This window comes from Hydrogenophaga defluvii (genome assembly GCF_042665235.1).
Classification (GTDB): Bacteria; Pseudomonadota; Gammaproteobacteria; order Burkholderiales; family Burkholderiaceae_C; genus Hydrogenophaga; species Hydrogenophaga defluvii_A.
In genome coordinates this window covers 63,368-90,104 of the sequence record NZ_JBHTBZ010000043.1, presented here as the reverse complement: position 1 = coordinate 90,104, position 26,737 = coordinate 63,368, and the positions used below count along the sequence as shown (strand labels likewise).

The 26,737-nt window shown below is 66.6% G+C and carries 26 protein-coding genes and 1 riboswitch; of the genes, 19 read left to right on the top strand and 7 right to left on the bottom strand.

The genetic code is table 11. The features are described 5' to 3' along the window. Nucleotides 1–38: 38 nt before the first annotated feature. From ACFQU0_RS14760 to uvrA, 4 genes are all read left to right on the top strand, one after another. Complete coding sequence (locus ACFQU0_RS14760) at nucleotides 39–1,718, top strand: NADH-ubiquinone oxidoreductase-F iron-sulfur binding region domain-containing protein (protein WP_382202313.1); 1,680 nt, start codon at nucleotides 39–41, stop codon at nucleotides 1,716–1,718. Then, the gene (fdhF, locus tag ACFQU0_RS14755; RefSeq protein WP_382202071.1) at nucleotides 1,718–4,537 is read left to right on the top strand and encodes a formate dehydrogenase subunit alpha; all 2,820 of its coding nucleotides are present in this window, start codon (nucleotides 1,718–1,720) and stop codon (nucleotides 4,535–4,537) included. The genes ACFQU0_RS14760 and fdhF overlap by 1 nt, the downstream gene beginning before the upstream one ends. 63 nt (nucleotides 4,538–4,600) lie before the next feature. After that, the gene (locus tag ACFQU0_RS14750) at nucleotides 4,601–5,035 is read left to right on the top strand and encodes a universal stress protein (protein ID WP_382202070.1); all 435 of its coding nucleotides are present in this window, start codon (nucleotides 4,601–4,603) and stop codon (nucleotides 5,033–5,035) included. Nucleotides 5,036–5,126: 91 nt separating this feature from the next. Beyond that, complete coding sequence (gene uvrA / locus ACFQU0_RS14745) at nucleotides 5,127–10,853, top strand: excinuclease ABC subunit UvrA (protein ID WP_382202068.1); 5,727 nt, start codon at nucleotides 5,127–5,129, stop codon at nucleotides 10,851–10,853. Nucleotides 10,854–10,859: 6 nt separating this feature from the next. Here uvrA and ACFQU0_RS14740 read toward each other — a convergent pair whose 3' ends face one another. From ACFQU0_RS14740 to ACFQU0_RS14725, 4 genes are read right to left on the bottom strand one after another with little or no spacing between them, the layout of a single operon-like run. Then, nucleotides 10,860–11,315 (bottom strand): DoxX family protein, encoded by a 456-nt coding sequence (locus ACFQU0_RS14740; RefSeq protein ID WP_382202066.1) that lies wholly within the window; start codon nucleotides 11,313–11,315, stop codon nucleotides 10,860–10,862. Then, nucleotides 11,312–12,082 (bottom strand): HvfC/BufC family peptide modification chaperone, encoded by a 771-nt coding sequence (locus ACFQU0_RS14735; protein ID WP_382202064.1) that lies wholly within the window; start codon nucleotides 12,080–12,082, stop codon nucleotides 11,312–11,314. The genes ACFQU0_RS14740 and ACFQU0_RS14735 overlap by 4 nt, the downstream gene beginning before the upstream one ends. Next, the gene (gene bufB / locus ACFQU0_RS14730; RefSeq protein ID WP_382202062.1) at nucleotides 12,079–12,906 is read right to left on the bottom strand and encodes an MNIO family bufferin maturase; all 828 of its coding nucleotides are present in this window, start codon (nucleotides 12,904–12,906) and stop codon (nucleotides 12,079–12,081) included. The genes ACFQU0_RS14735 and bufB overlap by 4 nt, the downstream gene beginning before the upstream one ends. A gap of 18 nt (nucleotides 12,907–12,924) precedes the next feature. Next, nucleotides 12,925–13,212 carry a BufA1 family periplasmic bufferin-type metallophore gene (locus tag ACFQU0_RS14725; protein WP_382202060.1) on the bottom strand — a complete coding sequence of 96 codons (288 nt, stop codon included), beginning with the start codon at nucleotides 13,210–13,212 and terminating at the stop codon, nucleotides 12,925–12,927. A 142-nt stretch (nucleotides 13,213–13,354) separates the two neighbouring features. Here ACFQU0_RS14725 and ACFQU0_RS14720 point away from each other — a divergent pair, with 142 nt between their 5' ends. The 4 genes from ACFQU0_RS14720 to ACFQU0_RS14705 all read left to right on the top strand — a co-directional run bounded on the left by ACFQU0_RS14720 (nucleotide 13,355) and on the right by ACFQU0_RS14705 (nucleotide 16,065). After that, complete coding sequence (locus tag ACFQU0_RS14720) at nucleotides 13,355–13,930, top strand: sigma-70 family RNA polymerase sigma factor (RefSeq protein WP_382202058.1); 576 nt, start codon at nucleotides 13,355–13,357, stop codon at nucleotides 13,928–13,930. After that, complete coding sequence (locus ACFQU0_RS14715; RefSeq protein WP_382202056.1) at nucleotides 13,927–14,568, top strand: NrsF family protein; 642 nt, start codon at nucleotides 13,927–13,929, stop codon at nucleotides 14,566–14,568. Before ACFQU0_RS14720 ends, ACFQU0_RS14715 begins: the two co-directional genes overlap by 4 nt. Before the next feature lie 20 nt (nucleotides 14,569–14,588). Then, on the top strand, nucleotides 14,589–14,894 hold the full coding sequence (locus ACFQU0_RS14710; RefSeq protein ID WP_382202311.1) for a hypothetical protein: 306 nt from the start codon (nucleotides 14,589–14,591) through the stop codon (nucleotides 14,892–14,894). A gap of 70 nt (nucleotides 14,895–14,964) precedes the next feature. Continuing rightward, entirely contained in the window at nucleotides 14,965–16,065 is a 1,101-nt protein-coding gene (locus tag ACFQU0_RS14705) for a YeeE/YedE family protein (protein ID WP_382202054.1), read from the top strand. Between the two features lie 16 nt (nucleotides 16,066–16,081). Here ACFQU0_RS14705 and ACFQU0_RS14700 read toward each other — a convergent pair whose 3' ends face one another. Both ACFQU0_RS14700 and ACFQU0_RS14695 read right to left on the bottom strand, forming a co-directional pair. Next, on the bottom strand, nucleotides 16,082–17,296 hold the full coding sequence (locus ACFQU0_RS14700) for an MFS transporter (RefSeq protein ID WP_382202052.1): 1,215 nt from the start codon (nucleotides 17,294–17,296) through the stop codon (nucleotides 16,082–16,084). Beyond that, nucleotides 17,293–18,081 (bottom strand): HAD family hydrolase, encoded by a 789-nt coding sequence (locus ACFQU0_RS14695; protein WP_382202050.1) that lies wholly within the window; start codon nucleotides 18,079–18,081, stop codon nucleotides 17,293–17,295. Before ACFQU0_RS14695 ends, ACFQU0_RS14700 begins: the two co-directional genes overlap by 4 nt. A gap of 94 nt (nucleotides 18,082–18,175) precedes the next feature. On the opposite strand from ACFQU0_RS14695, the gene ACFQU0_RS14690 reads away from it, so the two are divergent. The 6 genes from ACFQU0_RS14690 (at nucleotide 18,176) to ACFQU0_RS14665 (ending at nucleotide 22,988) form a co-directional block, all read left to right on the top strand. After that, a complete protein-coding gene (locus ACFQU0_RS14690) occupies nucleotides 18,176–18,547 on the top strand; it encodes a hypothetical protein (protein WP_382202048.1) in 372 nt (123 codons plus the stop codon). 9 nt (nucleotides 18,548–18,556) lie between these two features. Next, nucleotides 18,557–18,637, top strand: a riboswitch (S-adenosyl-L-homocysteine riboswitch). 67 nt (nucleotides 18,638–18,704) lie between these two features. Next, nucleotides 18,705–20,138, top strand: a complete 1,434-nt coding sequence (gene ahcY, locus ACFQU0_RS14685; protein WP_382202046.1) for an adenosylhomocysteinase — start codon at nucleotides 18,705–18,707, stop codon at nucleotides 20,136–20,138. A 102-nt stretch (nucleotides 20,139–20,240) separates the two neighbouring features. Beyond that, a complete protein-coding gene (locus tag ACFQU0_RS14680; RefSeq protein WP_382202044.1) occupies nucleotides 20,241–20,981 on the top strand; it encodes a TlyA family RNA methyltransferase in 741 nt (246 codons plus the stop codon). A 2-nt stretch (nucleotides 20,982–20,983) separates the two neighbouring features. After that, nucleotides 20,984–21,814 (top strand): methylenetetrahydrofolate reductase [NAD(P)H], encoded by an 831-nt coding sequence (gene metF, locus ACFQU0_RS14675; RefSeq protein ID WP_382202042.1) that lies wholly within the window; start codon nucleotides 20,984–20,986, stop codon nucleotides 21,812–21,814. Between the two features lie 65 nt (nucleotides 21,815–21,879). After that, nucleotides 21,880–22,245 carry a septal ring lytic transglycosylase RlpA family protein gene (locus tag ACFQU0_RS14670; RefSeq protein ID WP_382202040.1) on the top strand — a complete coding sequence of 122 codons (366 nt, stop codon included), beginning with the start codon at nucleotides 21,880–21,882 and terminating at the stop codon, nucleotides 22,243–22,245. Between the two features lie 146 nt (nucleotides 22,246–22,391). Then, nucleotides 22,392–22,988: an OmpW/AlkL family protein gene (locus tag ACFQU0_RS14665; RefSeq protein WP_382202038.1), complete on the top strand. Its 597-nt coding sequence runs from the start codon at nucleotides 22,392–22,394 to the stop codon at nucleotides 22,986–22,988. A gap of 97 nt (nucleotides 22,989–23,085) precedes the next feature. Here ACFQU0_RS14665 and ACFQU0_RS14660 read toward each other — a convergent pair whose 3' ends face one another. After that, nucleotides 23,086–23,988: a 23S rRNA (adenine(2030)-N(6))-methyltransferase RlmJ gene (locus ACFQU0_RS14660; RefSeq protein ID WP_382202036.1), complete on the bottom strand. Its 903-nt coding sequence runs from the start codon at nucleotides 23,986–23,988 to the stop codon at nucleotides 23,086–23,088. Nucleotides 23,989–24,184: 196 nt separating this feature from the next. Here ACFQU0_RS14660 and rplM point away from each other — a divergent pair, with 196 nt between their 5' ends. From rplM to erpA, 5 genes are all read left to right on the top strand, one after another. Continuing rightward, a complete protein-coding gene (rplM, locus tag ACFQU0_RS14655; protein WP_382202035.1) occupies nucleotides 24,185–24,616 on the top strand; it encodes a 50S ribosomal protein L13 in 432 nt (143 codons plus the stop codon). Between the two features lie 12 nt (nucleotides 24,617–24,628). Then, entirely contained in the window at nucleotides 24,629–25,021 is a 393-nt protein-coding gene (rpsI, locus tag ACFQU0_RS14650; protein WP_382202033.1) for a 30S ribosomal protein S9, read from the top strand. Nucleotides 25,022–25,123: 102 nt separating this feature from the next. Beyond that, nucleotides 25,124–25,825, top strand: a complete 702-nt coding sequence (locus tag ACFQU0_RS14645) for a DUF6776 family protein (protein ID WP_382202031.1) — start codon at nucleotides 25,124–25,126, stop codon at nucleotides 25,823–25,825. Between the two features lie 31 nt (nucleotides 25,826–25,856). After that, nucleotides 25,857–26,255, top strand: a complete 399-nt coding sequence (locus ACFQU0_RS14640; RefSeq protein ID WP_382202030.1) for a bactofilin family protein — start codon at nucleotides 25,857–25,859, stop codon at nucleotides 26,253–26,255. Between the two features lie 66 nt (nucleotides 26,256–26,321). Further along, on the top strand, nucleotides 26,322–26,687 hold the full coding sequence (erpA, locus tag ACFQU0_RS14635; RefSeq protein WP_382202028.1) for an iron-sulfur cluster insertion protein ErpA: 366 nt from the start codon (nucleotides 26,322–26,324) through the stop codon (nucleotides 26,685–26,687). Nucleotides 26,688–26,737: the final 50 nt, after the last annotated feature.

The following is a 26,737-nucleotide window of genomic DNA, read 5'->3' as shown; positions in this document are numbered from 1 at the left end:
GGCGCCTGACTGGCGTGCAAGCGGTGCCCCTGCGCCGCATGGACTTGCCCGGCAAAGGCGGCCTGCGACACACGCCCAAGGGCAGGCAAGTGGCCCCCGCCGACCGCGCCCGCGTGGCGGCTTTGTGTGACGGCCTGGCGCCGCGCGCCGATCTGCTGATCGAACACCTGCACCGCCTCAACGACACCGAAGGTGCCCTGCGCAAAGGCCAACTGGCCGCGCTGGCCGAGCACCTGCGGCTGAGCCAGGTCGAGGTGTTCGAGGTCGCCAGCTTCTACCACCACTTCCAGATCGTGGACGACGACGCGGCGGTGCCGCGCACCACGGTGCGGGTGTGCACCAGCCTGTCGTGTTCCATGGCCGGGGCTTCATCGCTGCTGCATGGGCTGCGGGCCAAGCTGGCGGGCGATGCGTCGGTGCAGGTGATCGAGGCACCTTGCATTGGGCAGTGCCACCAGGCGCCCGCCGCCTGCGTGGGCCAGCACCAGGTGCCCCAGGCCAGCGTGGCCGGTGTGACCGACCTGCTGGCGCGGGGCGAGACCGCGCCGCGTGTGCTGGTGCCTTCTGACACTGACAGCGACTACACCCAGCTGCGCCGCCTGCTGGGCGGCGCACTCACGCCCGAGCAGGTGCTGGCCGAACTCAAGGCATCCAACCTGCGCGGCCTGGGCGGGGCGGGTTTTCCGTCCTGGCGCAAGTGGGAAACGGTGCGTGCCCAGCCTGGCCGCAAGGCCATGGTGGTCAACATCGACGAGGGCGAGGTCGGCACCTTCAAGGACTGGCAGGTGCTCACCACCACGCCACACCAGGTGCTGGAGGGTTTGCTGATCGCCGCGCTGACCGTGGGCGCCGAAGACGTGTGGCTTTACCTGCGCGACGAATACCACGACGGCCGCGTGATCCTGACCCAGGCCATCGCAGCCTTGAAGCAGCGCCTGCCCGCCTGGCAGCACAAGTACCCCGGCTGGACCTGGCCGGCCATCGAGCTGCGGCGCGGTGCCGGCGCCTACGTGTGCGGCGAGGAATCGGCCCTGATCGAATCGGTGGAAGGCAAGCGCGGCATGCCTCGCCTCAAGCCGCCCATCGTCGCGGTCAACGGTGTGTTTGGCCGGCCCACGCTGGCCCACAACCTGGAGACGCTGTGGTGGTTGCCCGAGATTCTTGAAAAAGGCGGTGCCTGGCTGGCCGGCCAGGGCCGGCGCGGGCGCAGCGGGCTGCGGCGTTTCAGCGTGTCGGGCCGGGTCAACCGGCCGGGTGTGTATCTGGCGCCAGCCGGCATCACGCTCAACGAACTGGTGGCGGAATACGCAGGCGGCCTGCCCGCCGGCCACACCCTCAAGGCCTACTTGCCGGGCGGCGCGTCGGGCGGCATCCTGCCGGCGGCGCTGGCCGACGTGCCCTTGGACTTCGACACCCTGGCCGAACACGGCGCCTTTGTCGGCTCCATGGCGGTGGTGGTGCTGAGCCAGCACGACAGCGTGCGCGACGCGGCACTGAACCTCATGCGCTTCTTCGAGCACGAGTCCTGCGGGCAGTGCACACCTTGCCGTGCCGGCACGGTGCAGTCGGTGCAATTGATGACCGAACCCACCTGGGACACCGAGCGTCTGGCCGAGCTGTCGCAGGTCATGCGCGACGCGTCCATTTGTGGTCTGGGCCAGGCCGCGCCCAACCCCTTCGATTCGGTGTTGCGATTTTTCCCTGAGGAGGTGCAATGATGAGCGCCAACGATTTGCCCAAAACCGACTTCACGCTCAACGGCCAAGCCGTTCAGGGCCTGCCCGGTGAGTCCATCTGGCAGGTGGCCCAGCGTGTGGGCGTGGACATCCCGCACCTGTGCCACAAACCCGGCCTGCCCAGCGCGGGCAACTGCCGCGCCTGTGTGGTGGAGGTGGAAGGCGAGCGGGTGCTGGCAGCCTCGTGCTGCCGCGCGCCGCAGGCCGGCATGGTGGTGCGCTCCGACAGCGAACGCGCGCAGCGCTCGCAAAAAACCGTGCTGGAACTGCTGCTGGCCGATGCCGGCGACAACACTTCCGCGCTCAAACAGAACAGCGAACTGGCGCGCTGGGGCGAGGCCGTGGGCGCCAATCCGCAGCGCTACCAGCGCCGCGCTGCGGCTGCCGCCGACGCCAGCCACCCGGCCATGCACGTCAACCTCGACGCTTGCATCCAGTGCACCCGCTGCATCCGCGCCTGCCGCGACATCCAGGGCAACGACGTGCTGGGCCTCGCCTTCCGGGGCGGCCACGCGCAAATCATCTTCGACCAGGCCGACCCCATGGGCCACAGCACCTGCGTGGCTTGTGGCGAATGCGTGCAGGCTTGCCCCACCGGCGCCATCGCACCGGCCAATGGCAGCTACGCCCGCGTGGCCGACAAAACGGTCGATTCGGTCTGCCCCTATTGCGGCGTGGGTTGCCAACTGACCTACCACGTCAAGGACGGCAAGATCGACCACGTGGAAGGCAAACAAGGCCCGGCCAACGAAGGTCGGTTGTGTGTGAAAGGCCGCTTCGGTTTCGATTACGCCCACAGCCCGGACCGCCTCACGCGCCCGCTGATCCGCCGCGCCGACGCACCGAAGGACGCGACCAACGTGATGCGCCGTGATTGGAAAGAGCTTTTCCGCGAAGCCACCTGGGACGAGGCGCTCGACGCCGCTGCCGCCGGCTTCCAAAAGGCACTGGCCAGCACGCCGGAGCGTGGCCGTGCCAGCCCGGTGTCGGGCTTTGGTTCGGCCAAGGGCACGAACGAAGAGGCCTACCTGTTCCAGAAGCTCATCCGCACCGCCTTCGCCACCCACAACGTCGACCACTGCACCCGCCTGTGCCACGCCTCCAGCGTGGCCGCGCTGATGGAAGGTGTGGGCTCGGGGGTGGTGAGCAACCCGCTGCGCGACGTGGAACATGCCGAGCTGATTTTCGTCATCGGCGCCAACCCGGCCCAAAACCACCCGGTGGGCGCGAGCTGGATGAAAAACGCGGTCAAGCGCGGCGCCAAGCTGGTGTTGGCCGACCCGCGCCGCACCGAGCTGGCCCGCCATGCGTGGAAGTTCCTGGGCTTCACGCCGGGCAGCGACGTGGCCCTGCTCAACGGCATGTTGCATGTCATCGTTACCGAAGGGCTGACCGACGCCGCCTTTGTGCGCGATCGCACGCTGGATTTTGAACAGCTCAAAGCCCACGTGGCCGACTTCGCGCCCGAGGTGGTGGCGCCCGTGTGTGGCATTGATGCCAACACCATCCGCGAGGTGGCGCGGGCGTTTGCCACGTCCAAGGCCAGCATCATCTTGTGGGGCATGGGGGTGAGCCAGCACAGCCACGGCACCGACAACGCGCGCTGCCTGATCGCGCTGTCCATGGTCACCGGCCAGATTGGCCGCCCGGGCACCGGCCTGCACCCCCTGCGTGGGCAGAACAACGTGCAGGGCGCCAGCGACGCCGGGCTGATTCCCATGGTCTTCCCCGACTACCGGCCGGTGAGCGACGCCGCCGCGCGTGCCCACGCCGAAGAGGTGTGGCGCCTGCCGCCCGGCACGCTGGGCGCGCAGCCCGGCCTCACGGTGGTGGAAATCATCAACGCCGCTTACGACCGGCAAATACGGGCCATGCTGATCCAGGGCGAGAACCCGGCCATGAGCGATCCCGACGCTGGCCACGCCCGCGAGGCTCTGGCGCGGCTGGACCACCTGGTGGTGCAGGACATCTTCCTGACCGAAACCGCCAGCCTGGCCGACGTGGTGTTGCCCGCCACCGCCTGGCCCGAAAAAACCGGCAGCGTGACCAACACCGACCGCTGCGTGCAGATCGGCCACAAGGCGCTGAACGCGCCGGGCGAAGCCCGCGCCGACGCCTGGATCACCGAGCAGATTGCGCGCCGCCTGGGGCAGGACTGGCGCTACGACATCCACGCCGACGGTACCGCCAGCGACAACCCGGCGCAGGGCATTGGCGCGGTGTTCGAGGAAATGCGCGCCCTCATGCCCAGCATCGCCGGCCTGTCGTGGCCGCGCCTGTGGCGCGAGCAGGCGGTGGTCTACCCGGTGCACGACCTGGGCGACCCCGGCCAGGCGGTGGTGTTCACCGACCACTTTCCCACCCCCACCGGCCGCGCCCGCTTGGTACCCGCCACGCCCACGTCACCGGCCGAGGTGCCCGACGCCGACTACCCCCTGGTGCTCATCACCGGCCGCCAGTTGGAGCACTGGCACACCGGCAGCATGACGCGCCGCGCCAGCGTGCTCGACGCGCTGGAACCCTTGCCCAGCGTGAGCCTGCACCCCACCACCGCAGCCAAGCTGGGGCTGCTGGCCGGTGGCCAGGCGCGGGTGCGTTCGCGGCGGGGTGTTGTCACGCTCAGCGTGCGGGTGGACGATGGCATGCCGCTGGACACCGCCTTCATCCCCTTCGCTTACGCCGAAGCCGCCGCCAACCTGCTCACCAACCCGGCGCTGGACCCGGCGGCCAAAATCGCCGAGGTCAAGTACTGCGCCGTGGCCGTGGAGGCGGTGGTAGGGGCGGCGGTGGCCGAGGCTTGATCTGACGCAAGGGACGCGGTTCACAATTGACCGATACTGACGTTTTCTGAAAAAGGAGACCCCATGTTCAAGAAAATCCTCGTGCCCTCCGACGGTTCCGATCTGGCCCACAAGGCCGCCGAGTTCGCCGCCGACCTGGCCAAAGTTCACGGCGCCGAGGTGATCGGCGTCTACGTGATCGACCCTTTCCCCTACATCGGCATTGGCGACGCCTCGGCCGTGGGCCTGCAGGCCTACCTGAGCGAAGCCAAACAGGCCGCCAACCGCTCGCTCGAAGTGCTGGCCGACAGCTGCAAGCAGCGCGGCGTGGCCTTCGCCGGCGACACCATCGAGCGTTCGGTGGTGTACGAGGGCATCACCGAAACCGCCAAAGCCGAAGGCTGCGATCTGATCGTCATGGGCTCGCACGGCCGCAAGGGCATGGAAGCGCTGTTCCTGGGCAGCGTGGCCCAGAAGGTGCTGACCCACGCCAAGGTGCCGGTGCTGATCGTCAAGTGACACCCGTCACGCCCCGCGTGCGGCAAAGCCCCGCAACCCCGCTGCGGGGCGGATCGCCTCCTAGAATGTTCGCCTCCCACCAGGCGAACCCATGTCATCACCCGAATCCCCCCGCGGTCTGATCCGCCTTCACGGCGCCCGCCAGCACAACCTCAAGAACCTCGACGTCGATTTCCGCACGGGTGAGCTGACGGTGGTCACCGGGCCCAGCGGCTCGGGCAAGTCCAGCCTGGTGTTTGACACGTTGTACGCCGAGGGCCAGCGCCGCTACGTCGAGACCTTCAGCGCCTACGCGCGGCAGTTTCTGGACCGCATGGACAAACCGGCGGTGGACAAGGTGGAGGGCGTGCCGCCGGCCATCGCCATCGACCAGACCAACCCGGTGCGCAGTTCGCGCTCCACGGTGGGCACGATGACGGAGCTGAACGACCACCTCAAGCTGCTGTTCGCGCGTGCCGGCCACCTGTTCGACCGCCAAACCGCCTTGCCGGTGCGGCACGATTCCACCGAGTCCGTCTACGCCGAGCTGTTGCGCCGCTGCGCCGAGGCGGGCGATCCGCGCATCGTGCTGACCTTTCCGGTGGAACTGCCGGCGGGCACATCGGCGGAAGAAGTGGCGCAGTGGCTGTCGGCCAGCGGTTTCACCAAGGTGCAGGCCGAACGCGAAGTGACTACCGTCACCGGGCCGCGTAAGCTGCTGGACGTGGTGGCGGATCGTTTCCGCCTTTCGAATGCAGAAAAAGCCCGCGTCGTCGAAGCCATCGAGGTGGGTCTCAAACGGGGCAGTGGACGCCTCACCGTCTACAAGCTCAACGACGAGGGCGAGCCCGACCTGTGGAAGTTCTCCACCGGCCTGCACTGCCCGGAAAGCGACATCCGCTACGCCGAGCCGCTGCCCTCCATGTTCTCCTTCAACTCGGCGGTGGGCGCGTGCGAGGCCTGCCGGGGTTTTGGCCGGGTGATTGGGGTGGATTACGGGCTGGTTTTTCCCGACGCCAAGCTCACCCTGCGCGCGGGCGCCATCAAGCCCTTCCAGACGCCGGCCTGGTCAGAGTGCCAGGACGACCTGATGCGCCATGCCGAGGCCCACGGTATCCCGCGCGACACGGCATGGAACAAGCTCTCACCCGAGCAGCAGCATTGGGTTATTCACGGCGAGGCCGGGTACAAGGACGGGCAGTGGGGCAAACGCTGGTACGGCGTGAAACGCTTCTTCGAGTACCTGGAGAGCAAGTCCTACAAGATGCACATCCGCGTGCTCTTGTCCAAGTACCGCAGCTATACGCCCTGTGAAACCTGCGGCGGCGCGCGCCTCAAGCTGGAAAGCCTGCTGTGGCGCATCGGCTCCAAGGTGGCGGCCGACGATGTGTTGCCCGCAGATCGGCGCTTCTTGCCACGCGGCGTGGGCTGGAGCCGCGCGCAGCTCGAAGCCTTGCCGGGCCTGAGCCTGCACGACCTGATGCTGATGCCGATCGCGCGGCTGCGGCGCTTTTTTGACCTCATCAGCGCCGACGTGCTGGGCGGTGCGCGCGACGCCGAATCGCAGGCCCAGCGTCTGTTGTTCGAGGAAATCACCACCCGCCTCAAGTACCTGTGCGATGTGGGCATCGGTTACCTCACGCTGGACCGCCAGAGCCGCACGCTCAGCGGCGGTGAGGTGCAGCGCATCAACCTCACCACCGCGCTGGGCACCTCGCTGGTGAACACCCTGTTCGTGCTGGACGAACCCAGCATCGGTCTGCACCCGCGCGACATGGACCGCATCAACCAGGCCATGCTGCGCCTGCGCGATGCCGGCAACACCCTGGTGGTGGTGGAGCACGACCCGGCGGTGATGATGGCCGCCGACCGTGTGATCGACATGGGCCCCGGCCCCGGCGAGCGCGGCGGGCAGATCGTCTTCGACGGCCCGGTGGCCGCGCTGCGCCAGGCCGACACGTTGACCGGTGCCTACCTGGGCGGGCGCAAGCAAATCGGCATGGGCTTCAAGCGCATGGTGACCGACAACACGCCGCGCCTCATTCTGGAAGGGGCTCGCGAGCACAACCTGCAGAATGTGTCGGTGGAGGTGCCGCTGCAGCGCTTGGTGGTGGTGACGGGCGTGAGCGGTTCGGGCAAATCCACTTTGATTCAAGACGTGCTGGCGCCAGCGCTGATGCGCCACTTTGGCCGCGCCACCGAGTCACCGGGCGCACACGACCGGCTGCTGGGCGCCGATTTGCTGGCCGACGTGGTCTACGTGGACCAGTCGCCCATTGGCAAAACGGCGCGCTCCAACCCGGTCAGTTACGTGGGCGCCTGGGACGCGATCCGCAGCCTGTTCGCGGATGCGCCGGTGTCGCGTCAGCGCGGCTACACGCCGGCTAAGTTCAGCTTCAACAGCGGCGATGGGCGTTGCCCCACCTGCGGCGGTTCGGGCTTCGAGCACGTGGAAATGCAGTTCTTGAGCGACGTGTACCTGCGTTGCCCCGACTGCGACGGCAAGCGCTACCGGCCCGAGATTCTGGAGATCAAGATCGAGCGTGGCGGCCGTTTCATCAACGTGGCCGACGTGCTGGAGCTGACAGTGAGCGAGGCGGCCAGCGTGTTCCACCACGACCGCGAGGTGATCCGTGCGCTGCAGCCCATCGTCGATGTGGGCCTAGAGTACGTGCGCTTGGGTCAGCCCGTGCCCACGCTCTCGGGCGGCGAGGCGCAGCGCCTCAAGCTCGCGGGATTTCTGGCCGAGGCGGCCAAGACGGCGTCCAAGAGCCGCCAGCCGGTGGCCAAAAAAGGGACGTTGTTCCTGTTCGATGAGCCCACCACCGGCCTGCACTTTGACGACATCGCCAAGCTCATGCGCGCGCTGCGCAAGCTGCTGGACGCCGGCCATTCGCTGGTGGTGATCGAACACAACCTGGACGTGATGCGCGCCGCCGACTGGCTGATCGACCTCGGCCCTGAGGGCGGCGACGGCGGCGGCCTGATTGTGGCCGAGGGCACACCCGAAGACGTGCGCGAACATGCCGACACCCACACCGCGCGCGCGCTGCGCGACTACGCCCTGGTGATGGACCAGGTGCTTGGCGTGGCCGAGCCGGCGGTGGCCTATGCCGCGCCGCGCCGCGAGCCAGGCCCCGACGCCATCCAGATCGTCAACGCCCGCGAGCACAACCTCAAGGGCTTGAGCGTGGACATCCCGCGTGGCAAGTTCAACGTCATCACCGGCGTCAGCGGCTCGGGCAAAAGCACACTGGCCTTCGACATCCTGTTCAACGAAGGCCAGCGCCGCTACCTCGAATCGCTCAACGCCTACGCGCGCAGCATCGTGCAGCCGGCCGGCCGGCCCGAGGTGGACGCGGTCTACGGCATACCGCCCACCGTGGCCATCGAACAGCGGCTGTCGCGCGGCGGGCGCAAGTCCACCGTCGGCACCACCACCGAGGTCTGGCACTTCCTGCGCCTGCTCTACGTCAAGCTGGGCACACAGCACTGCGTGCACGACGGCGCGGCGGTGCAGCCGCAGACGGCCGACCGCATTGCCGCCCAGTTGCTCACCCAGTACCGGGGGCAGCACATCGGCCTGTTGTCGCCGCTGGTGGTCAACCGCAAGGGCGTCTACACCGAGCTGGCCGACTGGGCCCGCCCGCGCGGCTACACGCATTTGCGCGTGGACGGCGAGTTCCTGCCCACCACCGGTTTTCCGCGCATCGACCGCTTCAAGGAACACAGCATCGAACTGCCTGTGGCCAGCCTGGACGTGAGCCCCGAAAATGAGGATTTGCTGCGCGAGAAACTGGCGCTGGCGCTGGAACATGGCAAGGGTGTTCTGACGGTGCTCAGCGGCATCACCACACTGGCCGACGCCATGCGCGGTGGCCATTCCACGGCGGGCATTGGCCACACCGAAACCTTCTCCACGCTGCGGGCCTGCCCGGTGTGTGCCACCTCGTATGCCGAACTGGACCCGCGTCTGTTCTCCTACAACAGCAAACACGGCTGGTGCCCCGATTGCGTGGGCACCGGTGTGAAGCTGAGCAAGGAGCAGCGCAAGGCCATGGACGACTCGGTGCGCGACGACAAGGAAAAAGGCCGCGAACAGACCTTTGCCGAGCCTGAGCTGGAAGACGTGGCCGACGTGGCCTGCCCCAGCTGCGAAGGCACGCGCCTGAACACCACCGCGCGCGCGGTGAAGTTTGCCGGCGTCGGTATCACCGACATCGCGCGGCTGTCGGTGCTGGACGTGCGGCGGTGGGTGGAGTCCCTGTCGCTCGAAGGTGCGATGAGCGACCGCGAAATCGGCATCGCGCGCGATCTGATTCCCGAGATCAAGGGGCGGCTGGAGTTCCTCGAAGAGGTGGGCCTGGGCTACCTCACGCTGGACCGGGGCGCGCCCACGCTCAGCGGCGGCGAGGCGCAGCGCATCCGCCTCGCCGCGCAACTGGGCAGCAACCTGCAGGGCGTCTGTTACGTGCTGGACGAGCCCACCATTGGCCTGCACGCGCGCGACAACCAGATCCTGCTGGGCGCCCTGCACAAGCTGGGTGACATGGGCAACACCCTGGTGGTGGTGGAGCACGACGAAGACACCATACGCCGCGCAGACCACATCATCGACATCGGCCCCAGCGCCGGCAAACGCGGCGGGCGGGTGGTGGCGCAGGGATCGGCGCAAGACCTGTCGGATGCCGCCGAATCGGTGACCGGGCGCTACCTGCTCAACGCCATCCGCCACCCGCTGCACCCCAGGCGCGAGGTGGATCCCGCGCAAGGCCCGTGGCTGGCGGTCCATGGCGCACAGCTGCACAACCTGCAGCGGGTGGACGCGGCGGTGCCGCTCAAGCGCCTGGTGGCCGTGACCGGCGTCAGCGGCTCCGGCAAATCCACGCTGGCACGTGATGTGTTGCTGGCCAACGTGTCGGCCGCCGTGTCACAGGCGTCCACCAAGGCCGGGCGCGACGCGCTTGCCGCCGGCAAGGTCCAGCTGTGGACGGGTTGTGCATCGGTCGAGGGATGGGGCTTTGTGGACCGCGTGCTCGAAGTCGACCAAACCCCCATTGGCAAAACACCGCGCAGCTGCCCCGCTACCTACATCGGCTTTTGGGACACGGTGCGCAAGCTGTTTGCCGATACGCTGGAGGCCAAGGCGCGTGGCTATGGTCCGGGCCGCTTCAGCTTCAACACCGGCGAAGGCCGCTGCCCCAGCTGCGAAGGCCAGGGCGTGCGCACCATCGAGATGAGTTTCCTGCCCGACGTGAAGGTGCCCTGCGAGGCCTGCCACGGCGCCCGCTTCAACCCCGAGACCTTGGCCGTGACCTGGCGCGGCAAAAGCATTGGCGACGTGCTGCAGATGGAGGTGGACGAAGCGGTGGACTTCTTCGCCGCCATGCCCGCCATCGCCCACCCGTTGCAACTGCTCCAAGACGTGGGCCTGGGCTACCTCACCCTGGGCCAACCCAGCCCCACACTCAGCGGTGGCGAGGCGCAGCGCATCAAGCTGGTGACCGAACTCAGCAAGGTGCGCGACGAGGTGGGGCGGCGCGGCCAAAAGGCGCCACACACGCTGTACGTGCTCGACGAACCCACCGTGGGCCTGCACATGGCCGACGTCGAAAAACTCATCCACGTGCTGCACCGCCTGGTCAACGGCGGCCACAGCGTGGTGGTGATCGAACACGACCTGAATGTGATTGCCGAAGCCGACTGGGTGCTGGACCTGGGTCCAGAAGGCGGCTCGGCCGGCGGTCAGATTGTGGCGGCCGGCACGCCGGAGCATCTGGTGGCGCTGGGCACACACACGGGGGTGGCGCTGGCGCCGGTTTTGGCGCGGGGGCGTTGATGCCGTTCAGCGTTTGAACAACAGGTGGTCCACCGACCACCTGCCACCGCCGTGTGCCAGCAAGTACAGCAGTGGCGCGGCCCAGCTCAGGTGGGTGGGCCAGGCGCTGGGGTAGACGAAGACCTGGATCACCGCCGTCATGCCGAGCAGGCCCAGGGCGCCCAGGCGCGTGCCCAGACCCAGGAACAACATCAGCGGCAGCAGGTGTTCGGCGTAGGTGGCCAGGTGGGCGGCCCACACGGGCGAAATCAGCGGCAGGGCGTAGTCCTGTTCGAACAGCAGCAGGGCGGTGTCGCTCACGTTCAGCCCACCGTCCACCTTGGTGCGACCCGAAAGGAAAAAGATGCTGCCGACACCAAAGCGGCTGGCCAGGGCGATGAGGTCGTCGGGCACGGCGCGGGACAGCAGGGTGTTCAGGCGTGGGCGCCAGCCGGCGGCGGTGGGCAGGGTCTGGGTGGTCATGTGGGTTCCTCTGTAACTGCGGTGTGGGTGAATGCGCCTTGTGTCAGCAGCAGGGCCAGCGTGGCAGCCAGGTCCATCTCGGGTTCACGTGTCAGTGCGGTATGCACTGCGTCGGCGATGGTGTGGCCGGCCGCGCAGGCACCGAGCAGCGCACACCCGCCGGCCGACAGCGGCGCCCACAGCACCTGGTCGTGTGGGCGGGTCAACAGCGCCCCTTCGCCCACCCAGGCGGCGGGGTTGGGGTCGTCGTGTTGTTCGCGGGCGGCACGCCACAGGCTGAACAACGGCAGCTTGCCATGCCAGTGCCAGCGGGTGGCGGGGTGCAGGCGCAGTGTCGTGGTGTGCAAGGTGTTGGCGTCCCATGTGGCCATGGCATGGGGCGGCAGTGGCGCGGCGTCGGCGGCCACATGGGCCTGCGTCCACAGCCAGTCGAGCTGTGCCACACCCGCCAGGTAGGGCAGGCCAGCCGCAGGTGCGAAGGTCTGCAGAAAGGGTGGGAAGCCCGCGCCGTAGCGCAGCAGGCGGCCATCTTGTGGCGGCTGGGCGCGCACGTGTTCGGTGGCGGCAGCGCGGAACCAGTCGTTGCCCACCAGCCGCAGCACGCTGGGGAATTGCGCGGTCAGCGCATCCACACAGCCTTTGAGGCAGGTGTTGCGGTAGACGGCAAAGCCTGGCTGTTTCAGCCATGCTGGCCGGGGCGCATCGGCGGGGGCCAGCAGCGCCTGCCAAAAGACGGGCGCCAGCGCCAGGTTGGCGTCGGGGCTCATGCGGGCACCTCATTGGCGAGCAGCAGAGCGTGGGCGCGGTTGCGCTCCCGCATCAAGGTGGCGAAGTCGGGCAACTGGTCGTCGCGCTCGATCAGCGTCGGGCGCGGGCCGATGTCGGTGATCAGGTCGGCGTAGAGCTGCCACACGGCCTCGCTCACGGGTGTGTCGTGTCCGTCGATCAAGAGCTGGGCGCCCAGTTGGGGGTCGGCATGGTGGCCGGCCAGGTGAATCTCCATCACGGCATCTGCGTCGTAGGCGCGCAGCATGCGTGCGGCGTCAAAACCCAGGTTGTGCGCGGACACGTACACGTTGTTCACGTCCAGCAGCAGGCCACAGCCGGTGCGGCGCACCAGTTCGTTCATGAAGTCGGGCTCGCGCCAGGTGTGGCCGGGCAGGGTGATGTAGTGCGAGGGGTTTTCGATGGCGATGCGCCGGCCCAGGGCTTGCTGCGCTTCATCGATGTGGGTGGCGGTGCGGGCCAGGGCCGCGTCGTCGCGCACAAACGGCAGCAGGTCGGGCAGCACCTGCCCCCCCCATGTGCACCAGGCCAGGTGTTCGGACACCAGGGCCGGGTTCAGTTGTTGCACCAGAGCGCTCAGGCGCAACAGGTGGCTGGGGTCGGGCCGGTCGAAGCCGGCCAGCGACATGGATACACCGTGCAGCGACAGCGGATGCCGTTCGCCCACGGCCTGCAACCACGCCAGGCGCGGACCGCCGTCCACGAGGTGGTTTTCGGGGTGCAGCTCGAACCACAGGCCTGCCGACGTGTCGGCCAGGGCCTCGGCAAAGTGGGCGGGCTTGAGGCCCAGGCCGGCGGTCAGCATGACGCTGCGCTCCAGGCGTCAGGACTTGATGGGCATCAGCGAACCCATGCCGGTGGGCGTCTTCATGCTGGTGCAGGTGCCGGCGGGCACGTACTTCCAGGCATTGCCCTGGTAGTCCGTTTTGGATGTGCCGGCACAGGTGGTGCCGGGGCCGGCGGCGCAGTCGTTCTTGCCAGCCATCGAGACGCCGTAGCAACGCTCCTTGGCGCCCGCTTTGGCGTCGGGCATGTTGGACTGGGCGAGGGCGGCGCCGGCGGTCAGGGCGGCGAGGGTGACCAGGGTCAGGCTCAGGGGACGGGTGTTCATGTTGGCTCCAGTGGGGACAAGGTTGAGGTGATGAACCGTGGGGTTCGGTGGTGAGTTCGTGGCGCCGGAGCGATTGGTTACAGCCCAAGCGCACAATCTGCGAAATCTTTTTTTTTGCCCCAAGCTGTAACCTTTTCCACCCATGACGCGAACTGAACAGGCAAGCGCCATGGAACAAGAACTCAGAGGGCTATTGCTGGCGGGTCTGGACGGTGACGCGTCGGCCTATCGGGTGTTTCTGCAACGTCTGAGCACGTTGCTGCGTGGCTATTTCCGGCGCCGCTTGCAACGCCTGCCCGACGAGGTGGAAGACCTGGTGCAGGACACGCTGATGGCGGTGCACACGCAGCGCCACACCTACCGGCCGAGTGAACCGCTGACGGCCTGGGTGCATGCGCTGGCCCGCTACAAGCTGGTCGATTTGTGGCGAAGGCGCGCGCGCCACGAGGCCCTGAACGACCCGCTGGACGACCCCGACAACGATGCCGCCGACTGGCTGGTGGCGCCGGTGGACGAGGAGGCCGATTCGAAACGCGACATCGGCCGCTTGCTGGAGGCCTTGCCCGACCACCAGCGGCTGCCGATCCACCACACCAAGATCGAGGGCCTGTCGGTGGCTGAGACCGCGCGCTTGACCGGCATGTCCGAGTCGGCGGTGAAAGTGGGCGTGCACCGAGGTATCAAGGCGCTGGCGCGCTTGTGGAAGGAAGCAACGTGAAAACCGATGAATTGATTGGCCTGCTGGCCGCTGACACGGCGCCCGTGCCGCGTCAGGTGGGTGAGCGCCGCCTGGTGGTGGCGCTCGGCGCGGGTGTGCTGCTGGGCGTGGCCTGGGTGTTGGCGCAGTTCGGGCTGCGGGGCGATCTGGCCCAGGTGGCGGGCACCGCGCCGTTTGCGCTCAAGGTGGCCATGCCGCTGGCGGTGGCCGCGTTGGGCGCGGCGGCGGTGTTCCGATTGGGCCATCCGGGCATGCGCCTGGGCGCGCTGGGTGTTGGGTTGGGCCTGCCTGTGTTGCTGTTGTGGGTGTGGGCCGTGTGGGTGTGGGCCGGTGCCGACCCCGCACAGCGCGACAGCTTGCTGTGGGGCAGCACCTGGCGTGTGTGTTCGATCAACGTGGCCATCACCGCGCTGCCCATGTTGGCCCTGGCCCTGTGGTACCTGCGGGGCCTGGCCCCCACACGCCCGGCCTGGGCCGGCGCGGCGGCCGGCTGGCTGGCCGGCGGCGTGGGGGCAGCCGCTTACGCGCTGCATTGTCCCGAAACGGACGCACCGTTTTTGGCCGTCTGGTACGTGCTGGGGATGTGGGTGCCCACTGCGTTGGGCGCTGTGATCGGCCATCGCTGGTTGCGGTGGTGAGTTCCGCCCATCGGGTGGTGATGATCCACCCCGACGCCCCGCCAAAGCCCGCCTTGGGCGCGCCCTGCAACGGCTGCGGTGTGTGTTGCCTGAGTGAGCCTTGCCCGCTGGGCATGGTCTTGTCGGGCCGGCGCCGGGGCGCGTGTGCCGCGCTGCGCTGGAGCGATGTGACCGGCCGTTACCAGTGTGGTGCCCTGACCGAACCCGAGGCGGTGCTGCGCCCAGGCTGGCGCTGGGTCGCGCCCCTGATGCGGCGCCTGGCGCCACGTTGGATCGCGGCGGGTGTGGGTTGCGACGCTCACCTGGAGACGACGCCACATCCTTGATCGCGGTCAACACAGCGGCTTGCCAAAGTCTTAATATCAGCGATCAACGATATTTGAATTGAGGCAAGCCATGGATTGGACGGCGTGGATTGAGCGCTTCGGCGAACCGGGGGTGTTGGCCGTGTGTGGTGCGCTGGTGGGCGCCGGCTTTGGTTTTTTTGGTCAGCGCTCCAAATTCTGTCTGCGCGCGGCCGTCATCGAGTTCTGGCACCACAAGTTTGGCGACAAGCTGGCCGTGTGGCTGCTGGCGTTCTCCACCGCCGTGGTGGGTGTGCAATTGATGGTATTGCTGGGCGGACTGGACCTGAGCAGCGCGCGCCAGTTGTCGGCGCGTGGCAGTTTGTCGGGTGCGCTGATCGGTGGGTTGATCTTTGGTGTGGGCATGGTCATGACACGCGGTTGCGCCAGCCGGCTGCTGGTGTTGTCGGCCAATGGCAACTTGCGCGCGCTGCTGTCGGGCCTGGTGTTTGCGGTGACAGCGCAGGCCGCGTTGGGCGGCATTCTGGCGCCGTGGCGTGAAGCCCTGTCGGCCCTGTGGACGGTGGAGGGGGGCGACAGCCGCAACCTGCTGGCGCTCACCGGTGTGGGGCCGTGGGGTGGCCTGGCTTTTGGCCTGGTGTGGCTGGCGGCGGCCTTGTTTTTTGCGGTGCGCAGCGGCTGGGGCTTCTGGAAATGGTTTGGTGGCCTGGGCACCGGTTTGATGGTGGCGCTGGCCTGGGCGGGCACCTACCAGGTCATGTCGCACTCTTTCGAGGTGGTGCAGATCCAGGGCATGACCTTCAGCGGCCCATCGGCCGAATGGCTGATGCGGGTGCTGGGCGAGCCCAACGCGCCCTGGACGTTTGGGTTGGGACTGATGCCAGGCGTGTTTGCCGGCTCGCTGATCGGTGCGTTGGTGGGCCGCGAATGGAAGCTCGAAGGTTTTGGCGGTGGCTACACCATGCCGCGCTACATCGGCGGTGCCATGCTCATGGGCTTTGGCTCCATGCTGGCGGGCGGCTGTGCTGTGGGCGCGGGCATGACCGGGGGCGCCATCTTTGCCGTCACCGCCTGGCTCGCCTTGCTGGGCATGTGGGTGGGCGGTGGCCTGGCCGACCGCCTGCTGGACGCGCCGCACCACCACGCCACAGCAGCCGGTCCCGCCAACACCACGGGTGCGGTGGTGCCTTGAGGGGGAGGTGTGTGGCTTATCGCCGGAGCAACGCGTAACCCGCGCCCGCCACGATCAGCAACAATGCCGGAAATCCCACCGTGGGCGACCATTGCAGCGCCGCCGCTCCCAGGGCGGGTGCCAACACCCCGCCCAGCGTGTAGCTCATCACCAGCACGGCCGTGCTGTTGACCAGGGTGTTGCCTGTTTCGCGCGAGCCGATGTCGATCATGACCAGCGTGTACAGGCTGCCACCGGCACCACCCCACACAAACGCCACGGGTGCGGCCAACCAGGGCGTGCCGGCCACAAAGGGAATCACCAGCGTGGCGGCCAGCGTCAGGCCGGCGCCGGCCCGCATCAGCCGGCGTCGGCTGTGTGCCGCGTCGCCCCAGCGTTGCTGCGGATGGCGGGCCATGCGGTCGGCCAGTTCGCCGGCGGGCAACATCACCAGCGCGCTGCCCAGGCCACTGGCCGATACCAGCAGCGCCGCCGCCGTGGCCCCCAGGCCCAGCGCCAGGCCGTACAGCGGCAGCATGGCGGTGAGGCCACTTTCAAAAAAGCCACCGATGAAGCCGATGGCCATGACCATGGGGTGGGTGACCAGCGCGTGCCAGACGCCGCGCAGGCCAACATGGACATCGCCATCGTCGTGGGCTGCCGGCATGGCAGGCACCGACAGGCTGCCCAGCAGCCCCAGCGCCAGAAAACCGACCGCCCACCACACGGCCTGCGCATTCTGTGGTCCCACCCAGGCCAGCATGGCGGGGCCGATCACGAAGGTCGTGCCCACCATGGTCTCGAACAGGCCCACGTTGCGCCCGCGCTGGTGGCTGGGTGAAAACTCGGCCACGATGGCTTCTGCCAGCACCCAGCGCAGGCCGCCCGCCATGCCGGCCAGTAGGTACAGCACAAACCACAACGCCGGCTGATCGGTGAGGGCAAAGCCCAGACCGGTCAGCACCGGCACCGCCGCCGACAGCCACAGCGCCGGCCGTCGACCGATGCGCTGCGTGAGGGCCGAGGCCATGGGCGCCATACACAAGATGCCCACCCACACCGTGGCGGCAAACAGGCCGGCCACGGCGGTGGACATGCCGGCATCGGTGAGGCGCAGCAGCAGCAGGGGCGAGAGCATGAACACACCCACCAGTTCGCAAAACGTGGCGCCAAAAATCGCCACCAGCCCACGGCCTGCGTGGGCGGCCGGCGCTCCCGCTGCGCCGTGGGCGGGCAGAGGGTGTTCGCTCACGCGCGGACCTCTAGCACGGCCTGTGCCACCTGCGCAAAACCCAGCCCACGCTCGCCCGGTGTCACGTAACGGGGCAGGTGCGTGAGTTGCGGGACAAAACGCGCGATGTTGGCCACGCCCACACTGTGGGTGAAGTGGGCAAACATCACTTGGTCGTTGGTCGAATCGCCCACGTAGACCCAGCGGTCCAGCTCGGCGTCGAGCGCACGGCCGGCGTGGGCTTGCAGGATCCAGCGCGCGCCCACCAGCTTGTTGTGTTCACCCACCCAGCCGTTGATGTGGATGCTGCTGACCGTGGCGTTCAGACCTTCGGCGCGCATCAATGCCACCACCTGCTCGATGGCCGCTTCAGGCAGGTGGGTGAACTCGCTGTGGTCGATGGCGATGTCGGTCTCGCGCCCAGGGCTGTCGGTGGCACGCCGTGCGCCAGGCACCTCGCGCTCAATGCGTGCCAGCACGTGTTGCAGGTGGGCGAAGTTGGCGGCGCGGGTGGCGGCGTCCTGCAGGTACAGGCGACCACCGCCGGGCAGCAGGGCCACAGCGCCGTTTTCGGCCACGATGGCGTCCACCGGCCAGGGGGCGGCGCCATGCACAAAAGGCAGGCTCCAGCCCACCGGCCGGCCGGTGATGGCGTAGACCGCCAAGCCTGCACGCTTCAGCTCGGCAAGGGCTTGCAGCGCTTCGCGGGCGATGGCGCCATCGCAGGTGAGCGTGTCGTCGATGTCGGTGAACACGCCGTGGACAGGGGCGCGCGCGGCGGCGGGCCATTCAGACAAGGGCAGCATGGGCCGGGAGCATAGCCGAGGGCATTTAGCAATTTGTCACAAACTAATTTTTTCACTATGCTGCGTGTCCGTTCATCCACCGGAGCGCGACGTTATGAACCCACAGGCAATGGCATGGCTCAAGGCGGCCGCCGTGTATTTCGTGATCGGTGTGGGCATGGGCATTTACATGGGCGCCAGCCATGACCACACGCTCAAGCCCGTGCATGCCCACGTGAATTTGTTGGGTTGGGCGTCGATGGCGCTGATCGGCTTTTATGTGCTGCATTTTGGCGACCGCATGAGCCGCCGGCTGGAGCGCATCCAGTTCTGGCTGCACCAGGTGGGGGCGGTGATCTTGCTGGTGTCGCTGTCGCTGCTGGTGTTGGGCAACACCGAGGTGGAGCCGGTGGTGGGCGTCACGTCCATCGTCGTGGGGGCTTCTGTCCTGCTGTTTGCGGTGAACGTTTTCCGCAGCCTGCGGTAGAATTCGCGCTCTCCCGAGGAGCGTTGCAGCGTGGCCCAGTTGGCGCCGCGTGAGGCTCGGGGTTCAGATTCGCAACGACGCTCATCCACTTATCGTGTGGTGAGCGCTTTTCTCCCCCCGGCAAGTGGTTCTCAAACTTCGTTTTGGAGCACACCACATGAACGCACGCGTCCACGCCGTCAACACCGACTGCGTCATCACCGACATCACCCTGGCCGACTGGGGCCGCAAAGAAATCAAGATCGCCGAAACCGAAATGCCCGGCCTGATGGCCATCCGCGAAGAGTTCGCGGCCAAGCAGCCCTTGAAGGGCGCGCGCATCACCGGCTCGCTGCACATGACCATCCAGACGGCCGTGCTGATCGAAACCCTGCAGGCGCTGGGCGCACAGGTGCGTTGGGCCTCGTGCAACATCTTCAGCACGCAAGACCACGCCGCTGCGGCCATCGCCGCCGCCGGCACGCCGGTGTTCGCCGTCAAGGGTGAAACCCTGGTGGACTACTGGGACTACACCCACCGCATCTTCGACTTTGGCCCCAAGGGCACCGAGGGCGAAGGCCCCAACATGATCCTGGACGACGGGGGCGACGCCACACTGCTGATGCACCTGGGCAAGCTGGCTGAGAAGGATCAGGGCGTGCTGGCCAACCCGGGCAGCGACGAAGAAAAAATCCTGTTTGCCGCCATCAAGGCCAAGCTGGCCGAGGACAACACCTGGTACAGCCGCAAGAGCGCGCAGATCATTGGCGTGACCGAAGAGACCACCACCGGCGTGCACCGCCTGAAAGAAATGTCGGCCAAGGGCACGCTGATGTTCCGCGCCATCAACGTCAACGACTCGGTGACCAAGAGCAAGTTCGACAACCTCTATGGTTGCCGCGAATCGCTGGTGGACGGCATCAAGCGCGCCACCGACGTGATGATCGCCGGCAAGGTGGCGGTGGTGGCCGGTTACGGCGACGTGGGCAAAGGTTCGGCCCAGGCCTTGCGTGCGCTGAGCGCCCAGGTGTGGGTCACTGAAATCGACCCCATCAACGCCCTGCAGGCCGCCATGGAAGGCTACAAGGTCGTGACCATGGAGTGGGCCGCCGACAAGGCCGACATCTTCGTCACCACCACCGGCAACCGCGATGTCATCACCTTCGAGCACATGCAGGCCATGAAGGACCAGGCCATCGTCTGCAACATCGGTCACTTCGACAACGAGATCCAGGTGGCCAAGCTGGAAGCGAACTGCCAGTGGGAAGAGATCAAGCCCCAGGTGGACCACGTGATTTTCCCGGACGGCAAGAAGATCATCCTGCTCGCCAAGGGGCGGCTGGTGAACCTGGGTTGTGGCACCGGGCACCCCAGCTTTGTGATGTCGTCGAGCTTTGCCAACCAGACGATTGCGCAGATCGAATTGTTCAGCCACAGCGACGCCTACGACGTGGGCAAGGTGTATGTGCTGCCCAAGCACCTGGACGAAAAGGTGGCGCGCCTGCACCTCAAGAAGGTCGGCGCGATGTTGACCGAGCTGAGCGACGAGCAGGCTGCGTACATTGGCGTGCCCAAGCAGGGCCCGTACAAGCCAGACACGTATCGGTATTGAACACCCCCGCCGCGCTTCGCGCGACCCCCTCAAGGGGGCGGCGCTGGCGGGCCGGCAGAGCCGGACCCGCGGCTCCCTGGGTTTTGTCTGTGGTGCTCCACCGTGCGTGCTGACCAACTCCTTGTCGAGCGTGGCCTTGCGGCTTCGCGTTCGCAGGCCCAGCGGCTGATTGCTGCGGGCGTGCGCTGGCGCCTGGGTGCGGGCGACTGGAAAACCGTGGCAAAAAACGGCGACGAGCTGCGCGAGACGGTGGAGTTGCAACTGGTGGACAACGCCGAGTCGCGTTATGTGTCGCGTGGCGGGCTCAAGCTCGAAGGCGCGCTGCGCGAGGCTGGCTTGGTGGTCAGCGGTGGGCGCTGCCTTGACGTGGGCCAGAGCACCGGTGGCTTCACCGACTGCCTGTTGCAGCACGGCGCGGCGCAGGTGACGGGCGTGGATGTGGGGCATGGACAGCTGCATCCGGCGCTGCGCGTCGATGCAAGGGTGCGCTGCATCGAAAAATGCAACGCGCGTGAACTCACGGCCGAAGCGGTGGGCGCGGACTTTGACCTCGTGGTGGGCGATCTGTCCTTCATCTCGCTCACGCTGGTCTTGCCGGCGCTGGCGCCGTTGCTGCGCCCGGGTGGCCACCTGCTGATGCTGGTCAAGCCGCAGTTCGAGTTGCAGCCGCAGCAGATCGGCAAAGGCGGCATCGTGCGCGATCCGGCCTGGTACGCGGTGGTCGAACGACGGCTGCGAGAGGCCTGTGCGGCCTTGCGCTTGTCGGTGCGCGGCTGGTTCGACAGCCCCATTGCCGGGGGTGACGGCAACCGCGAATTTTTTGTTTTTTGTTCCAAGGAATGACCATGGGCCTGCCCATCAGTCTCGAATTTTTCCCGCCCAAAACGCCCGAAGGCGCCGAAAAGCTGCGTGCCGTGCGCCAGCAGCTGTACGCCCTCAAGCCCGAGTTCTGCTCGGTCACTTACGGCGCGGGCGGCTCCACGCAGGACGGCACCTTCAACACCGTTCGCGAGATCCTGGCCGAAGGGGTGGACGCGGCCTCGCACTTCTCGTGTATCGGTGCCACGCGCGAGAGCGTGCGCGCCCAGCTCGCGCAACTCAAGGCCATGGGTGTCAAGCGCATCGTCGCCTTGCGCGGCGATCTGCCCAGCGGCTATGGGTTGGGTGGCGAGTTTCATTACGCCAGCGACCTGGTGGCCTTCATGCGCGCCGAGACCGGCGACGATTTCCACATCGAGGTGGCGGCCTACCCCGAGGTGCACCCGCAGGCCAAATCTCCCGAGGCCGATTTGCGCGCGTTTGTCGCCAAGGCCCAGGCGGGCGCCAATTCGGCCATCACCCAGTACTTCTACAACAGCGACGCCTACTTCCGCTTCGTGGACGATGCGCACAAACTGGGCGTGGACATCCCGGTGGTGCCGGGCATCATGCCCATCACCAGTTCCACGCAGTTGATGCGTTTTTCCGATGCCTGTGGTGCCGAAATTCCGCGCTGGATACGCCTGCGCCTGCAAGCCTTTGGTGACGACACCGCGTCCATCAAGGCTTTTGGTCTGGACGTGGTGAGCGACCTGTGTGAGCAGTTGCTCAACGGCGGCGTGCCCGCCATCCACTTCTACGCCATGAACCAGAGCGCAGCCACGCTGGAAATCGTGCGCCGGCTACCGCTGGGCTGAAGGCGCAGGCTGTGATTTCGCGCTGGTTGTTGGGGTGGTGTCTGACCGTCGCTGCCGCGCATGTGATGGCAGATGCCGAGCCGGCCACCATCTGGCAAGACCCCATCGACCGCCGGGTCGGCGTGCCGGCCGCAATACCCCTGGTGCTGGAACAGGGACAGGCCTCCTGGTACGCAAACCGTTTCCATGGCCGCCTGACCGCCAGTGGCGAGCGGTACGACAAAAACGCCTTGACCGCAGCTCACCCTACCCTGCCCTTCGGCACAGAGGTGCTGGTGCGCAGCCTGCGCACCGGGCGCGAGGTGCTGGTGCGCATCGTCGACCGCGGCCCCCACTTGAAGAGTCGCATCATCGATTTGAGCCACGCAGCCGCAGAGGCCTTGGGCATTCGGCAGCAGGGTGTGTCGGAAGTGCAACTGATCCAGCCCTGATGGGGGTCGCGGCTTGATCCAGGTCAAGGACCGTTATGCTGGTTAACCCTGATTTGATGTGGATCAAATAACCCTACTCTGTGCAGGGTTCCAATGGGCTTCGGGGATTTTCCCGACAGCGGTACCCACTGGGTACGGACACCATCATGAACAAGACTTTCATAGCGGCGGCCGCCTGTGCCGCCATGCTTTCGGGCGCTGCCATGGCGCAGGAATTCAAGGCCGGCGATCTGCTGGTCCGTGCGCGTGCGGTGCACCTGGACAGCGCTAACACCGACAGCACCGGCCTGGGCCTCACCGTCAACAACAAGACCCTGCCCGAGGTGGATTTCACCTACTTCTTCAACAAGAACGTCGCGGCGGAATTGATCCTCACGGTACCGCAGAAGCACACCGTGTATTCCAACGGTGCGGCCATCGGCACGCTCAAGCACCTGCCGCCCACGCTGACGGTGCAGTACCACTTCGATGCGACAGGCTTCAAGCCCTACGTCGGCGCAGGCCTGAACTACACCCGCTTCAGCTCGGTCAATGTGCTGGGCGGCGCAGCCGACGTCAAGCGCAACAGCGTTGGTTTTGCCCTGCAAGCCGGGGTGGACATTCCTTTGTCCAAGGACATGTACCTGAACATCGATGTCAAGAAGGTCTACATCAAGACCGACGTGAGCGCCGGCGGCGTCAAAGCGGGGACTTTCAAGGTTGACCCCGTGCTGTTCGGTGTGGGCCTGGGCTGGAAGTTCTGAGAGTCTTTCGCTTGCCCTGCATGAGGCCGGTCCGTTCGCGGACCGGCTTTTTGCTTTTTTGCGGCTCCGATGTCGGCCTCTCCCATATGCCGCGTTGTCAGCCGCCGTGCTCCACCGTCCAGCCCGCGCCCACCTTGCCCTTGAGGTGCGTCAGCACCACCGGCAGCGCCTCGCGCAGCTGGGCTGCCAGGGTAAACGGCGGGTTGATGATGTGCATGCCGCTGGCTCGCATTTGGGTGGCCGGGCGGGCGCCGGTCTTGACCGGTGTGCCATCGGGTGTGTGGCCCACGGCCAGTTCGGCCTGCACCCACGGGCGCTGGTGCTGGGTGCTCAGGGTCTTGAGTTTTTTGGCCATGGCGTGCGCCTCCGGCCGTGCGATCACCGGGTACCAGATGGCGAAGGTGCCGGTGGGGAAGCGCTTGAGCGCATCCAGCACACAGGCCACCACCGCCTCGTAGTCGGTCTTGAGTTCGTAGCTCGGGTCCATCAGCACCAGGCCACGTCGGCTGGGCGGTGGCAGCAGCGCTTTCAGGCTGTCAAAGCTGTTTTTGCGCAGCACCTCCACCTGTTTGCCCGCCCCCAGGCCTTCCACGTTGCGGGTCAGCAGCCGGCCATCGGTGGGGTGCACTTCGAACAGCTTGAGCTTGTCCTGCGGGCGCATCAGTGCGTGGGCAATCCAGGGTGATCCGGGGTAGTGCTTGAAGGGACCGCCGTCGTTGAAGCGGGCCACCATCTCCAGATAGTCGCGCAGGGCTTCGGGCAGGGTGGCGGGGTCGGTGCCGGCCAGGGCCGCGCGCAATTTGAGCACGCCGCCCGAGGCCTCGCCCGAGGTTTGTGCCTGGTCCTGGTCGAGCCGGTACAGACCGGCGCCGGCGTGGGTGTCCACCACGGTCAGTGCGGTGTCTTTCTGGCCGAGGTATTTCAGCGTGGCGACCAGCACCATGTGTTTGAGCACATCGGCGTGGTTGCCGGCGTGGAAGGCGTGTCGGTAACTGAACATGGGGCGATGGTAACCGCCACGGTCCGCCAGCGGTATTTGCGGCCCAGGCCAGGATTTCATATAATGGCGGGCTTCGCAGCGATTTTTGGGTCCCGCGGCGAAGCCAGAACGCAGGTTCTGTATCCCACCTAAGAGGTTTCCTTCAGAGAAACACCGACCGTGGAAAAGGTCCCGCCAAACCTCACTCAGTAGCAACATGACCAAAACGTTCAGCGCCAAACCCGCTGACGTGGTGCACGAGTGGTTTGTGATTGACGCCACCGATAAGGTGCTCGGTCGGGTCGCCAGCGAAGTGGCCCTCCGTCTGCGCGGCAAACACAAAGCCATTTACACGCCCCACGTCGATACCGGTGATTTCATCGTCATCGTCAACGCCGCCAAGATCAAAGTCACGGGCACCAAGTCCCTGGACAAGATGTACTACCGTCACTCGGGCTTCCCCGGCGGTATCTACGGCACCAACTTCCGCGACATGCAAGCCAAGCACCCTGGCCGTGCGCTGGAAAAAGCCGTCAAGGGCATGCTGCCCAAGGGCCCGCTGGGCTACGCCATGATCAAGAAACTCAAGGTGTACGGTGGTGCAGAGCATCCCCACACCGCCCAGCAGCCCAAGCCGCTGGAAATCTAAAGGAGCCTTGAGATGATTGGTGAATGGAACAATGGCACCGGCCGTCGCAAATCCAGCGTCGCCCGCGTGTTTCTGAAAAAAGGCTCCGGCAAGATCACGGTCAACGGCAAGGACATCGAAGCGTTCTTCGGTCGCCAAACCTCGATCATGATCGCCAAGCAGCCCCTGCTGCTGACCAACCACGCCGAAACCTTCGACGTGCAGGTCAATGTGCACGGTGGTGGCGAATCCGGCCAGGCCGGTGCGGTGCGTCACGGCATCACCCGCGCGCTGATCGACTACGACGCGGCCCTCAAGCCCGCGCTGTCGCAAGCCGGCTTCGTGACCCGCGATGCCCGCGAAGTTGAACGTAAAAAGGTCGGTCTGCGTTCCGCACGCCGCGCCAAGCAGTTCAGCAAGCGTTAATCGCTTCCGGCTCACGCCCTCAACCGCCCGCAAGCAGCTTGCTTCGGGCGGTTTTGTTTTTCTGGCTCGGTCACAGGCATCTGACGCACAATCGGCGACCTTATGCGTTTTCGACTCCTCCGCCGCCGCCTCACCATCAGTGCCCCCCGCATGGCCGTGCGCAGCGCGCTGCCCTGGCCGCTGCGCTGGCTGCTGGCTGCCGTGGTGCTGGGCTTTTCGGGCGCACTGGCCTTGTGGGCCTTTGAGTTCGGCAAGGAAATTGCAGGTGTGGAGCACGACACGCGTGGCCAGTTGCAGCGTTTGCGTGTGGAACACCAACAGGTGCTGGCGGAGCTGGCCGATTTGAAATCGGTAGCCAACACGGCCGACAGCCTGTTGCTGGCTGAACGCTCGACGTTGGAGCAACTCAAGCAACAACTGCGCGGCTTGGAAGACGAGAACCGGCGCCTCGGTACCGACCTCGCCTTTTTCGAGCAGCTCATTCCCAGCACGGGCTCGGGCGCCATCCATGTGCGTGGCCTGCGCGTGCAGCGCGTGTCAGACGAGCGCGTGGCCTGGCAGTTGCTGGTGATGCAGTCGGAGCGGCAGCCACCCGAGTTCAGCGGGCAGTTGTTCATCACGCTCACGGGCACGCTGGATGGGCGCCCCTGGCGCCAGGAGGCGCCGCCGCAGCCGCTGAGCCTGCGCCAGCACCTGCGGCTGGAGGGGCAGCTCGACCTGCCACCCACCGCCGTGCTAAAAAGCGCCACCGTCCGCTTGATGCAGGGAGGCGCCGAGAAGGCGTCTTACACACACAAGCTGTGATCCACCCGTGCCCTCGCGGCCAGGAGAAGCGATGTTTGGCAAGAAGAAGCAGCCCCCGATCAAGAGCCTGATCGCGATCGGCACCGAAATCCGTGGCGACGTTCTGTTCACCGATGGTTTGCGGGTGGATGGTCAGATCACCGGCAACCTCCACGCCCAGCCGGAGGTGCCATCGCTGCTGGTCATCAGCGAAGCGGCCACGGTGCGCGGCGAGGTGCGGGCCGGGCACGTCATCATCAACGGGCAGGTGTTGGGGCCGGTGTGGGCCACCGAGCTGCTCGAATTGCAGCCCAAGGCACGCATCACGGGTGACGTGACCTACCGGGCGCTGGAAATGCACCAGGGTGCCACCATTTCCGGGCAGCTCTTGCCACTCGCCGAAGGTGTCAACGACAAACCCACACTCAAGCTGGCGGCAATCGCCAGCTGAGCGGCATATCCGAGCGATTTGGTTTACCATTCGCGCCCTGAACCACTCCCGCCGAGGACCCTTCCCATGAGCGCTGTTGCCGACAACATCCAGACCGACATGCCCGCCCCGCTGATCTTCACCGACAGCGCTGCCGCCAAGGTGGCCGACCTCGTGGCCGAGGAGGGCAACCCGGATCTGAAGTTGCGCGTGTTTGTGCAGGGCGGTGGTTGCTCAGGCTTCCAGTACGGGTTCACCTTCGATGAAATCGTTAACGAAGACGACACCACCATGACCAAAAACGGCGTCACCCTGCTGATCGACGCCATGAGCTACCAGTACCTCACCGGCGCCGAGATCGACTACAAGGAAGACCTCGAAGGCGCCCAGTTCGTGATCAAGAACCCCAACGCCACCACCACCTGCGGCTGTGGGTCGAGTTTCAGCGTCTGACGAGGTCAACAGCACAAACAACCAAGGGGCCGTCAGGCCCCTTGGTTGTT